At 49.8% G+C, this 12,953-nt stretch carries 10 protein-coding genes; 7 read left to right on the top strand and 3 right to left on the bottom strand.

The features are described from left to right. Window positions 1-5 precede the first annotated feature (5 nt). Complete coding sequence (locus tag ACQ4M5_RS13365; protein ID WP_430676120.1) at window positions 6-233, top strand: toxin-antitoxin system, antitoxin component, Xre family protein; 228 nt, start codon at window positions 6-8, stop codon at window positions 231-233. Further along, window positions 220-558 carry a type II toxin-antitoxin system PemK/MazF family toxin gene (locus ACQ4M5_RS13360; protein WP_430676119.1) on the top strand — a complete coding sequence of 113 codons (339 nt, stop codon included), beginning with the start codon at window positions 220-222 and terminating at the stop codon, window positions 556-558. The genes ACQ4M5_RS13365 and ACQ4M5_RS13360 overlap by 14 nt, the downstream gene beginning before the upstream one ends. A gap of 44 nt (window positions 559-602) precedes the next feature. Here the strand turns inward: ACQ4M5_RS13360 and ACQ4M5_RS13355 are convergent, their stop codons facing one another. Both ACQ4M5_RS13355 and ACQ4M5_RS13350 read right to left on the bottom strand, forming a co-directional pair. Beyond that, window positions 603-833 (bottom strand): hypothetical protein, encoded by a 231-nt coding sequence (locus tag ACQ4M5_RS13355; RefSeq protein ID WP_430676118.1) that lies wholly within the window; start codon window positions 831-833, stop codon window positions 603-605. A gap of 35 nt (window positions 834-868) precedes the next feature. Further along, on the bottom strand, window positions 869-1,645 hold the full coding sequence (locus ACQ4M5_RS13350; protein ID WP_430676117.1) for an Rpn family recombination-promoting nuclease/putative transposase: 777 nt from the start codon (window positions 1,643-1,645) through the stop codon (window positions 869-871). Window positions 1,646-1,795: 150 nt separating this feature from the next. On the opposite strand from ACQ4M5_RS13350, the gene ACQ4M5_RS13345 reads away from it, so the two are divergent. Together ACQ4M5_RS13345 and ACQ4M5_RS13340 are read left to right on the top strand one after the other, a co-directional pair. Beyond that, window positions 1,796-7,465, top strand: a complete 5,670-nt coding sequence (locus ACQ4M5_RS13345) for a DEAD/DEAH box helicase (RefSeq protein ID WP_430676116.1) — start codon at window positions 1,796-1,798, stop codon at window positions 7,463-7,465. Next, window positions 7,462-9,483, top strand: coding sequence for a 3'-5' exonuclease (locus ACQ4M5_RS13340; RefSeq protein ID WP_430676115.1), 2,022 nt, complete (start codon window positions 7,462-7,464; stop codon window positions 9,481-9,483). The genes ACQ4M5_RS13345 and ACQ4M5_RS13340 overlap by 4 nt, the downstream gene beginning before the upstream one ends. Window positions 9,484-9,584: 101 nt before the next feature. Here the strand turns inward: ACQ4M5_RS13340 and ACQ4M5_RS13335 are convergent, their stop codons facing one another. Beyond that, a complete protein-coding gene (locus ACQ4M5_RS13335; protein ID WP_430676114.1) occupies window positions 9,585-10,976 on the bottom strand; it encodes a cytochrome P450 in 1,392 nt (463 codons plus the stop codon). Between the two features lie 160 nt (window positions 10,977-11,136). Here ACQ4M5_RS13335 and ACQ4M5_RS13330 point away from each other — a divergent pair, with 160 nt between their 5' ends. From ACQ4M5_RS13330 to ACQ4M5_RS13320, 3 genes are read left to right on the top strand one after another with little or no spacing between them, the layout of a single operon-like run. Continuing rightward, entirely contained in the window at window positions 11,137-12,084 is a 948-nt protein-coding gene (locus ACQ4M5_RS13330; RefSeq protein ID WP_430676113.1) for a class I SAM-dependent methyltransferase, read from the top strand. Next, window positions 12,081-12,305, top strand: a complete 225-nt coding sequence (locus ACQ4M5_RS13325; protein WP_430676112.1) for an SDR family NAD(P)-dependent oxidoreductase — start codon at window positions 12,081-12,083, stop codon at window positions 12,303-12,305. The genes ACQ4M5_RS13330 and ACQ4M5_RS13325 overlap by 4 nt, the downstream gene beginning before the upstream one ends. Further along, window positions 12,292-12,924, top strand: a complete 633-nt coding sequence (locus ACQ4M5_RS13320; protein WP_430676111.1) for an SDR family oxidoreductase — start codon at window positions 12,292-12,294, stop codon at window positions 12,922-12,924. Before ACQ4M5_RS13325 ends, ACQ4M5_RS13320 begins: the two co-directional genes overlap by 14 nt. Window positions 12,925-12,953 lie beyond the last annotated feature (29 nt).

Here is a 12,953-nt window from a genome sequence, read left to right as displayed (position 1 = left end):
CGCCAATGGACAGCCTAACCCAACAACAAGCCATTCTCGAACGACTGCGATCGCTCTCCCCAGAACGCATCGCAGAAGTCTTCGATTTTGTCGAATTCCTTTACCAGAAAGACCAGAATTCGTCGTCAGATCTCAGCGATCAACAACTCACCCAAGCCGCCACCCAACTCGCCCAACCTAGCTTCCAAGCGGTATGGGACAACCCAGAAGATGCTGTCTATGACAACCTATGATTTTGGAACAGTTGTGCTAGTTCCTTTTCCGTTCACTGACCAAACCACAACGAAAAAACGTCCCGCTGTGATTGTTAGCTCTGCCCTTTATCATCAGCAGCATCCCGATTTAATTCTGATGGCAATCACCAGCCAGACCAAGCCAACTAACAAAATTGGAGAAGCCGCGATCGCTGATTGGCAGAGTGCAGGCTTACTCAAACCTTCAGTCATCAAACCAATCCTCACCACGATCGAACCCAAATTAGTCCTTAGAACGTTAGGGCAGTTGAGCCAATCAGACCAGCAAATCTTGCAGCAAATTTTACAAACTATTCTAGGTTAGGGAAAAATATGCGATCGCGCTCAGAAGTTATCGATCGTAGTTCTTCAAACTTGAGGCGAATCAGAGAACTGCTGCGCGATTTGTTGAATTTCTTCGATTGGGAGATCGACGATCGCAGCCGTTTCCTCTAAACTGTCCCTCCGCTCTAAAAGTCTCAATGCAATCTCTTCTTGAGCCTCGCGCTTACCAATCTGGTACCCTTCTCGATATCCTTCTTGAAACGCCTCCTGATAAATTCTCGTATCCTGCAATCTCGCTGCTAACATCGCTTTCACCGCTTCTCACTCAGCAGAATCATAAAAATGGCTTATCATTTAGAGCGTTGCTGTGCAATTTTCTGAATTTCTTCAGGCGGTAACCCTGAAACCTCAGCCACTTTTTCTATGCTGTCTCCAAATTCCAAAAGCTTCAGTATCATTTCCAATTTTCCCTCTGCCTTCGCTTCTCGGTAAATTCTGGTTTCTTCTAATCTCAATCCCAACATAGCTTCTACCTCATCTCGACTCAATTGAGAGAACTTATAAACCGCGATCGTCGTAACCAACTCTATTATGGCGCTGGCTGGCAAATTCTCAATCGGCTCTTGATTCGCACGATCAATTAAGCGTCGTGCCTGCTCTGCCGCCTCATCTTCTGAAGCGATCGTCAACAGCATCAAACTAATCCCGACCGATTGCTGAGTCGAATCGCCCAACTCATCCAAATAAATCCGGTACACCTGATCATGATTCAGCAGCGATCGATGAATAGCTAACCCGTCTGGCTCCACGCTACGAGAAGCCAGGATCACGACCGCATACCAATCGTCATACCGTTTCCGATTCCGATGAAGGTACAGATGCGCCTCCGAAAACAGCCGATGATACAGCGATTGATCTTTCTGAAACTGAACTTCAGCAAATACGACCACTCGCGACGACTCCGGTGGCAGAAACACCCCATCAATCCGAAACGTCGGCTCCTTCACCTCGACCGAATCAAACCGATAGCCCTGACGTTCCGCGATCGGCAAATCCACCAATTCAAAAATCAATTGTGGGTATCGCACAAATAGCTGATAGAAAATTGCATCTCGCCGCACGACCATCACCAGCAGTAGAACAAAATAACTATATCAATCTCCGTTACAAAAGTCTCTCCGCAGATTGAAGTATCAGAGTTAACATGATGAGTGAGAATTTTTCTCATAGCCCCGCGCCCACTCATTGCTTAGGCATGTCTGCCCAACATCGCCCCCATGCTGAATCCGATCGTCTACACCGAAAAAGTCGTTAGCGACTTCCTCCGCTACCAACTCACGACTTACCCCTTTGCTGATACAAATTTTTACGATCAGATGCGGACGCTTCTCAATCTAGAGAAAACCCGCTCCACTCCGCTTCTGAAAGGACCCTACATCAGCCTTAGCCGCATCTTCCAGCAGGGCGCAACCGTCACAGATTTAATCAAAGAGGGCATTTTCCACCCTCACATGCAAAATCTAGTCCCCCATCCAACAGTTTACGGACACCAAGAGCAAGCCATCCGATCGATTCACCAAGGACAAGCCACGCTAGTCTCAACGGGCACAGGCTCCGGTAAAACCGAATGCTTTCTATACCCGATTATCAGTCATTGCCTCAATCTTCGCAGCCAGGGCGCACCCGAAGGCGTAACTGCCGTAATCGTCTACCCGATGAATGCCCTTGCCGAAGACCAACTTGGACGCTTACGAGAACTGTTAGCCGGATCAGGCATTTCTTTCGGGATGTATGTGGGAAAAACCCCCGAAAAAGCTGCCGATGTCAGTGGAATTCGACTCAAAGCAGGAGCCTCCAAAGCAGACTACGAAGCCAAACTCAAAGATCTCGAACGCAAGAAGCAGAATCAAGCCGTCTATCCCCCCGAAGAACGCGCCTCCCGCGAGGAAATGCGATCGCGCCCTCCCCGTATCCTCCTCACCAACATCAAACAACTAGAACTCCTGCTCACCCGTCAGCAGGACATCGAACTCTTCGACAATGCCCGACTCGATTTCCTCGTCTTCGATGAAGCCCACACCTTCACAGGCGCGATCGGAGCCGAAACCGCTTGCTTAATTCGTCGGCTCCGTGCCTTCTGCCATAAAAACGCTTCCGAAACCGTTTGCATCGCCACCTCCGCAACGATCGCAGATCCCGAAAAAGGAAAAGAAGCTGGACGAGATTTTGCTTCTAAGTTCTTTGGCATCGATCGTGACACCGTTGAATTAGTCGGTGAGAAATACGAAGCGGATGTTTGGGCAACGAAACGCAAGCTCCCAAAACCCTTGCACGGCGATCCGGCAACGCACTTAGGCTATGTCCTTCGAGCCGTGGAAGATCTCAACAATGCAGGAGCAATTGCTGGAATCTATCAAACCATTACTGGGCAAACGCTAGATCTCAATCACTGGCAAGAAGACCTCTACAATCAGCTAGCCGCCAATGAACTCGTTTTTCAGATGGCGATCGCACTTCACGCCCCACGTCATCTGAGCGACCTACTTTCCTATCTCAAACAACAAACGAAACGCGCCATTTCTGAAGAAGAATTACTCATCTGGTTAGCGCTAGGAGCCGCTTCCCGGAAGCAAGGTCGCCCGTTACTCCGCCCCGTCATTCATACCTTCGTCCGGGGTGTAGATGGAGCAGTCGTTACATTCCCCATCGGGCAAACTCGCCCCAAACTATGGCTATCCGCAGAAGACGCTGCTGAAACCGCCGCGAGTGAGCTATACCCTTTGCGCGTTCTCACTTGTACAACTTGTGGTCAGCATTACTTTGAACATAGCGTTCAAGACTTTGAATTCACAGCAAAGAAACCTGCTAAAGGAGAAGCCAAGGGCAAAAACACAATTTGGCGACCCTTAAGTAAAGAACTTGGAGGAGATCGCGTCTTACTATGCGATCGCACAATCACTGGCGATGACGATGATGATCAGCCTCGCAACACGGCTCAACTTTACTTCTGTCGCTACTGCGGAACTTTACACTCAACTGAGCAAAATCATTGTGATGGGTGCGGACGCTCTGGAGAGCTAGTCACCCTCCTCGCCATCAAGCAGAAGCCAGAATCAAAGGGACTGATCACCGCTTGTATTTCTTGCCAATCATTGGGACGCAATCGACCTGGTGGCTATCGAGAACCTGCCCGCCCTATTCGTGCGATCGCGGTTTCCGATGTGCATGTTCTCGCTCAGAACATGCTGCACTACGCTGAACGAAAACGGCTTTTAGTGTTTGCTGACAATCGCCAGGATGCTGCCTTTCAAGCAGGCTGGATGCAAGACCATGCTCGCCGCTATCGGCTGCGATCGCTGATGTATGATCGCTTGCAGCAGGGTGCAGTCTCAATCGGAGATTTGACCGCTCACTTAGATGATCTGCTCGATCGCGATGACGACCTCAGCCGCGCCCTCGTTCCGGAAGTGTGGCGCGTTCACCGCAAAGAAGCAGAAGGCGTGAAGCACAATGATGAGCGCAAACGATTCCTCCGCATTCAGGTACTTCGCGAAATTACAACCGGGGTTAAACAGCAGATTGGCTTAGAACCCTGGGGACGAATGCAAATTCAATACGCTGGACTTTCAGAAGATTTAGAGTTCATTAGCCGTTGGTCATCGATTCTCAATGTCAATGCCAAAAACTTAATTAGTGGAATTGCAGCACTACTAGACATCACAAGAAGAAATAGCATTTTGCTCGATCGCGAAGGCAGAATCTTTTCTCGCTTCTGGCAAGATGGCGATTTTGAAGTTCAACGCGGTTATCTACCACTGCTTTCAGGCATTCCAAAAGGCTTAAAACTCACACGGACTGGAGACGATAAACCTGCACGAGTTCAGCAATGGCTGAGTCTTCAGGGCGATACCGTTGCTCGACAAGCTGCCCGCCGTTGGGGAGTCCCGCTCGAACTGATCGAAGAATTCTTCGATCAACTTTGGCAGCTTCTCACCGAAGAATTGAAAATTCTTGCTCCTGTTATCTTGATGAGCAAAGGGCAAAAAGCGATCGCTGGAGCTAGCGGAGTTTATCAAATCGATGCGGACAAACTCAAACTTGATCGACACAGCGGTATCTATCGGTGCAATGTTTGTCGTCGAGTCCATCTTCGCTCAACCCCCAACAATGTCTGTATGGCGTGGCGATGCAGTGGAACGATCGCCTTTGAAGAAGAAAATCCCGACGACTACGACCTCAAGGTACTGGACGAGCAATTTGACATGCTGCGCCCACACGAGCATTCAGCACAAGTTCCCGGTGACGAGCGAGAACGACTAGAGCGCGGCTTCAAGTCCGAAAAGAGCGACTTTCTCAATACCCTCGTTTGCACTCCAACCCTAGAGATGGGTGTCGATATTGGCTCTCTCGATGCCGTCCTGATGCGAAATATTCCCCCACTGCCAGCGAACTACTGGCAACGGGCAGGACGAGCCGGAAGACGGCATCGTATGGCAGTGAATGTATCGTATGCCCGTTCTGCCAGTCACGATCGCGCTTACTTCAGCGATCCATTGCGCTTACTACAAGGCACAATCCATCCGCCTCGCTTCAATCTCAACAACTTACTGATGATCGAGAAGCACGTCCATGCTGCTGTTCTAACTGTCCTTTATCAACTCTCTAGAACAACCTCAAAGCTAACTCAGGGCGATCGCCAAGAAATCCAAGATGTGCTGCAACAGTGCTTTCCCACTCAGATTAAAGATTATCTGTTTGTAAGTGCTATGATCCGCACGAAGCCGCTTGAAGTCAATGCACTCAGTGAACTAATCGAAAAGCACCAGCCTGCTATTCTCGTGCATCTTGAAACTGTATTTGCAGACTGGTCAGATCTCAATGATGCGCTGCTAGAGAAATATATTGCTCAAACTGGAGCAGCCCTCACAGAAGTCATCGATCGCATCTGGAAGCGGTTGCAGTGGGCGATCGGTCAAATTCAACGGCTCAACACCCTCCGTGTGAGTAAAGGAACGCTTGACGCAGAAGAAGATGCCCTGTGGCAGAGATGCGATCGCTTAGTCAAAAAGTACAAAGGCATCCAATCCCGTCGCCGCCGAGAAACAGAAGGCTTCGACGACACCAACACCTATGGCGTATTAGCGGCTGAGGGATTCTTACCGGGATATGGACTCGAAACAGGCGCAGTGGTTGGTACAGCCCGAATGTCACAAAGTAATAGCTGGCGACCCGACTTCGATCTCCCCCGTCCTGCGGGTGTTGCTTTACGCGAATATGTCCCCGGCAACTTAATCTACGCGAACGGACAACGTTTCATCCCGCGAGTCTTTCATCTAGAACCCGTTGAACCCACGCTTTTCCAGGTAGACATTGCAAACGAAGCGGTTCATGAGATTGGTACTGCTACTAATAGTGTTGGACTCGGTGCAATGACACTTCCCGCAGTTCCCATTTGCGATGTCGATCTGCCCAACCAGTCCAACATCTCTGATGAAGAAGACTTCCGATTCCAGCTTCCAGTTTCAACCTTTGGCTATGAGCAAAATCGGCACGGTGGAGGACTTGCCTATACTTGGGGTTCTCAAACTGTGCAGCTCCGGCGAGGCGTTCATTTTCGCCTCGTCAATGTCGGGGCTGCCAGTTTAGTCAAATCAGGAGAGACGGGCTATACCGTTTGCTTAGTCTGCGGGCAAAGCCGTTCTCCATTTGCATCTGTGCGCGATCGCGATCAATTTAGTGAAGATCATCTTCACCGCTGCGGCAAACAAGTTAGACCCGTTGGGTTTTTCAGCGATGTGATCGCAGATGCTTTGTCGATTCAAGATTGCCACAGTCGCGAGGAAGCCTACAGCATTGCAGAAACGATACGTCGAGGTGCTGCGACCGTTATCGATATGGAACCAGAGGATTTGCAAATCCTCACGATCGCTCGTCCGGCTCAAAACACCGTTGACGTGTTTCTGTATGACCCAATGCCTGGAGGGTCAGGGTTACTAGATCAAATTTGTGAACGCTGGAGCGATGTTGTTTCTGCGGCTCTAGGCGTTGCAATACAATGCCCTTCCAAGTGCCAAACAGCTTGCGTTGATTGTCTCCTAACGTTTCGCAATGCTCATTATCATCGCCATTTGAATCGACAAGTTGCAGCACTGAAGCTCCAAACGTGGGGCTTTGACTTAAAGTTTAGTCACGATATTGCGCCCAAGCTACCGAACGTCGAAGCGATCGCAAGTTCTCAACCTGTTAACGGACAGGAATCTCGTCTATCGGATTTACTAAAACGAGCAGGATTCCCCGATCCTATTGCTCAAGAATCGATTGATCTGGGCAAACCTCTAAACACCACCACCCCTGACTTTTACTTTGATGATCCGAATGAAGTTACAGAAGGAATCTGCATCTATTTAGATGGTATGAGCGGTCATCTGCACGGAAATCCAGAGACGCAAAAGCGCGATCGCGCCATCCGGGAAACGCTCCGCAACCAAGGCTATGAAGTGATTGAAATCCCCGTAGGCAACCTCGACGATCGAGCCGCTATGATTCAGCACTTCTACCGTCTAGGTCGATTTCTGCTTGGAAAAACTCGTGCTACTGCTTTAAGAGATGATCCGGTTTGGTTCGTCGCTCCTACCAAGAATTTAAGCGAACTCTTAGATTTGTTTGAACCGGAATGGCGATCGCTGATTCAAACTTTAGCGACAACAGAGAACATAGAGGTTGATGCTGGGGGAGACGTTTCGCACAATGGTGCTGTTGTTGGTCTTTCAATTGCAGAAGTAAAACAAGGTCAAGCAAAGGTCATTCTACTGAATGAAAACGATGCAAACTGTAGTACTGTCCAGCAAGTACTTGATCAAGACAATGTGCGATCGCTCTCAATCAATCCAACTCATCCGAATGCACTCTCCAACATTCTGCAAGCACTTGGGGACATGATGCCATGACCGTAATGCTCTGTAAATCGTTCTTCAAGTCTCTAGAGAGCCTTAACGCCTCTGACACCAAGCGCGTCACCGACTTCATGGCGAAGTTTCATGCCAATCCTGCTAATCCAGGCATTAGCTTAGAACGAGTGACACGCATTAAGGACAGGAATCTATGGTCAGCCCGTATCACAGTTGGACTCCGCGCCATTATTTACAAAGAGGGCGACACTTGGGCACTGATGTATGCAGGACAGCATGACGATGCCTATGCTTGGGCAGGCACTCACAAAGTTGAGCTTAATGCTCGTACAGGCGCTCTACAGATTGTCGAGTTTACAGAATCCGTGGAAGCCCTTCTACCCGAAAAGCCGCAAGAACAGTGTGGACTATTCGATTCCCACAATGATGATTACTTGTTGAGTCTAGGCTTGCCCCCGAACTGGTTGCCTGTCATGCGTAAATTAGTCAAAGACAATGATCTACTCACGATTCTCGATAAACTGCCTGAAGAAGTCGGAGAGCGTCTCTTTCGGCTTGCAACAGGTGAACTGGTGACTCCTCCCAGTGTTTCACCCAATCAACCAATCAGCGAAAATGAGGATACTCAGCGCCGATTCATCACCGTAAAAAGCGGCAGTGAGCTTGCCAAGCTGCTCGAAGCGCCAATGGCAAGCTGGATTGGCTTCTTGCACCCTTCTCAACGAAAGCTAGCAACAGGCTCATTCAAAGGTCCAGTAAAGGTCACAGGAACAGCAGGCACTGGCAAATCAGTTGTTGCCATGCACCGCGCCCGCTACCTAGCACAGCAGGGGCATCGAGTGCTACTGACCAGCTTTGTGAAAACACTCTGCGACAACTTGGAGCGCAATCTCAAACTGTTCTGTGAATCAGACGAGCTTGAGCAAATCACAGTAACCACCGTTGCTAGTCAAGCCGGACAGATTCTAAAACAGGCGAAACGGTATAGCACGATCGCATCAGATGAAGAAATTCAAGCTTTAATTGATCAAAACTGGGATTCCACCTGCCCAATGGAGCCAGCCCTATTGTGGCTGGAGTGGAAGACAGTGATTCAGTTTCAAGGGATTGCGTCGTGGGACGAGTATCGCACTGCCAATCGAATTGGGAGAGGACAAGCACTAACGCTCAAAGGACGCAAGCAAGTTTGGCAAGTTTTTGAAGCCGTGCAAAACCAACTGCGGATTCAGCAAAAACTAGACTGGGCGACCTTTTACCGACAAGCTAGAGAACTGATCGTATCTGGTCAAGTAGAAAGACCTGTCGATGCTGTCATCGTCGATGAAGTTCAAGATCTTAAACCGCAAGAGCTAATGTTTCTTGCCGCCCTAGCTGGCGATCGACCCAACGGTTTAATGCTAGTCGGCGATGGTGGACAGCGCATCTACCAAGGACGCTTCACGCTAAAATCACTTGGAATTAACGTGCAGGGGCGATCGCACATTTTGAAAATCAATTATCGCACCACTGAGCAGATTCGTCGCTTTGCAGACCGCATGACCCATGCAGAAAGCGACGATCTCGACGGCAATACTCAATCTAGACGAGGGACAGTGAGCCTTCTCAATGGACCTGAACCAACTCTCAAAGCTTGCCTTGACGAACAACAGCAAAGCAGCTTTGTCGTATCTGAAATTAAAACACTGCTTCAAAGTGGAGTAAAACCTAACGAGATTGCGATTTTCAGCCGAACTAAGAATCTACTCAAACCGATCGAGAAATGCTTGCAACAAGAAAATATCGCAGCCTTTCGTCTTGATGATCAAGAAGATCTGCCCACAGCTATTAGTACTGGCAGTATGCATCGAGCAAAAGGACTTGAGTTTAAGGTTGTTTTCGTGGTTCATGTCTCCGAAAACGTCATCCCTCTTCCTCAAAGTCTAAAAAACGCTGTTGACCCACAAGCCCGAAAGGAAGTACTGGAGCAAGAACAGCATTTATTGTACGTCAGCATCACTCGCGCACGCGATCTAGTTTATCTCTGCTGGGTCGATAAACCTAGTCCGCTAATCAAATAAGGGGTCAGTTCATATGGGTTGGATTTTCTCTCCATCTTGCATTTGAAGCATTCTGCATTCGTGATCATTGTTTGGCATTCCGTCCGTCACATTCGGGCTGGTCATCGTTTTCCCGTAACTTGCAATTTGAAGGATTCAGAAGGTGCGATCGTTACACCTCGACGAACAGGCTGAATCGGTCTGGCATTCACAAGCGTCAACTCCCAGTTAGACAACAACTCAAACAGCGCCAGCTTCATCTCAAACAAAGCGAAGGCAGCTCCAATACATCGGCGATCTCCCCCACCAAATGGCAAATACTCATACGGTGAAAACTGCCGCTCCAGAAACCGATCCGGGTGGAATTGCTTCGGGTTCGGATAGACTGCTTCGCGATGATGCGCGAGATAGATAGAAGGCATGATCACTGTGCCAGGTTCGAGCGCGTAACCCGCAATCTCGATCGATTGTTTGACAATCCGTGGAAATGCACTCATCGCGATCGGATAGAGTCTGAGCGTTTCCTGACAAACCGCTGTGATGTAGGGTAGTCGTGCGATCGTAGTCGGATCTGGATTGCGATCGAGGGTGGCAAATTCTGCTAGAAGTTTAGTTCGCACCTGTGGTAGTGCAGCAATCCAATACAATGCCCAAGTCAAGGCGGAGGCAGTCGTTTCGTGCCCAGCAAACAGGAGCGTAATCAATTCGTCTCGCAGTTCGATGTCGCTCAACGATTGCCCGTCGCTATCTCGTGCCGCCAGCAAAAGCGCCAAGATGTCGGTTCGATTGGGATCAGGGTGATCGCGACGAGCCGCTATTTCTGCGTAGAGCAAATCATCCACTTGCTGCCGTAGGCGGATAAATCGTCCCCAAGGACTCCAAGCTCCCCAATCTTGCCGTAAGAATGGATAAAACAACAGCATCGCCCCGATCGGAGAACCAAAGCGATCGAGCATTTGAGTCAGTCGCTGCCGCATCTCCTCATACCGCGACCCATCCTCCAGTCCAAACACCGCTTTCAAAATGACCTGGAGGGAAATCGATTGCACGATCTGACGCACTCGGAACGTAGTACCAATTTCCCAATCATTCGTAACTTGGCGGGTAACGGCTCGAATTACATCACCGTAGGAGCGCATTCGTTGCTTGCAGCGCGCTTCGCGTTCGCCATGAAACGGAGGCATCAGCAGTTGACGCTGGCGCTGATGCGCTCCGCCTTCAAGCAGGACAATGCCATGCTCTCCTAGTAGCAGTTGAAGCAGTTGATTGCCACGTCCAGCACTCAATTGCTCTGGTTTTGCTGTGAAAACCCCTTCAAGTGCTTCGGGGCTGCTGAAGTAGACCATTGCCGGGGTAGCACCAGGCTGAGAGACACGATAATCATCGCCGTAAGCTTGACGACGCGCTTCAACCGTTTCGAGCGGACGAAACAAAAATCGCAGTCCCCATAGACGACGCTGCCAAACTGAAGTTTTAGGGGGACCATTGAGCGATCGAGGAGTATCAACAACCATTCGATAAAGTCACGGGAGGCAGATAAAACACTGTCTTTAGTTTAACGAGAGCGATGGTTGATGCAAGATGCTGAAAAGCGGTGAAACTGAGTGCAACAGGAAGTCATTGCGGCGCAAACATTTGCGGTTAAATAAGAATGGATATTACGGTGGTACTGCGATGACTCTCCAGAGCAAACCCGCTTGGGCAGGCGATGATTTTCTTTCCCGTTGTGTCAATGTTCTGATTCACACACCACCCATTTACGCGGTGATGAAACAACAAGCGCGACAAGTTTTAATCAAAACGGCGGAGAAGAATGGCATCCCTTGGCGCAAACGAGTTGAGGAATTCGTTGCCGCTGGCATTGAGCAGCAGGCATCTCAGGTGACAAACGAATCGATTCGCTATCCCGATTATTACCAAGTGCCCTTCCATGCCTACGATCGCGGAAATTTATGCTGGGAAGCTGCCTTTGAAGCAGAATCAGCGACTCATGCGATGGCACTGCGAGTCTGGAAAGATGAACCCTTAACTTGGCAGGCGGCACAAGAGCGACTGCGCGGGAGTTTTCACCAGGTGCTTGCCGAACACATCCATCAGCCTGTGCAAGACATTCTCGATGTTGGTTGCTCGATCGGGATCTCCACGTTGGCATTACATCGGTTCTACCAAAGCCAGCATAATCGTCCGGTTCGTACCATTGGGCTAGATCTGTCGCCCTATATGTTGACAGTCGCCTGTCACCGAGATACGAACGGCGAAATTAGTCAATGGACTCATGCCAACGCCGAAGCGACAGGGCTACCGGATCGCTCCTTTGATCTGGTCACGCTTCAGTTTGTGATTCATGAATTGCCGCGTCAAGCTGCGATCGCCATCTTCCAAGAAGCGTTCCGGCTACTCCGTCCGGGTGGTCATCTGGCGATCGTTGATAACAATCCCCAGTCCCCAGTCATTCAGAATCTTCCACCCGTACTATTCACTCTGATGAAAAGCACAGAGCCTTGGTCGGATGATTACTACACCTTTGATGTTGAAGCCGCGATGCAGTCGGTTGGCTTTGAACAACTCGTAACCGTTGCGAGTGATCCTCGCCATCGCACGATTCTAGGACGCAAACCATGACGTTTGAGAACAAGACAATCATTCTGACGGGTGCATCGGCGGGGATTGGCAAAAGACTCGCAATTGCCCTGGCTCAACAAGGCGCAAATCTAGTCCTAGCAGCCCGGAGTCAAGCTGCTCTGGAAGAAACGGCGGCGTTGTGTGCAAAGCAAAGTGGAAGAGCGGACACGCTTCGCGTGAGCCGAAGGCAACGCTGTTCCTACCGATGTGACGCAGCCTGAAGCTTGTAAGCAGTTAATCGAGAATGCGATCGCGCTTGCGATCGCAACCTTCGGGCAGATCGATTGCCTGGTTAATAATGCTGGCATCACAATGTTGAGCCGATTTGACCAAGTAACCGATCTCTCTGTGTTTGAACAAGTGATGCAGGTGAATTATCTCGGTGCTGTTTACTGCACTCATTACGCACTACCTTATCTCAAACGCCGCCGAGGGCTTTTGGTTGCTATCTCCTCGCTGTGTGGCAAAACAGCGGTTCCGACCCGCACTGGGTATGTCGCGAGTAAACACGCAATCCAAGGCTTCTTTGACACACTACGGATTGAATTACAGGGGAGTGGGGTCGATGTTCTGGTGGTTTCTCCAGGGTTTGTCGCGACTGATATTCGCGATCGAGCTTTAGGCGGAAACGGACAAGCTTTAGGGCAAAGTCCGCGAAATGAGGATCAGGGCACGATGTCGATCGAGGACTGTGTGCGACAAATTGTGAGCGCAATGGAACACCGCAAGCGAGATCACATCATGACCGTAAAAGGCAAAGCCATTCCTTGGGCAAAGCTCATCGCACCAGGGTTAGTTGATCGATTAGCTGCCTACGCCGCTCGCACAACTCAAGATTAGAATGAACGGCGAATCGTATGGCATTCACT

Source organism: Leptolyngbya sp. AN10, from assembly GCF_050565645.1.
Taxonomy (GTDB): Bacteria; Cyanobacteriota; Cyanobacteriia; order Leptolyngbyales; family Leptolyngbyaceae; genus Leptolyngbya.
The sequence above is the reverse complement of the archived record's forward strand: the minus strand, read 5'-3'. Positions and strand labels throughout refer to the sequence as shown.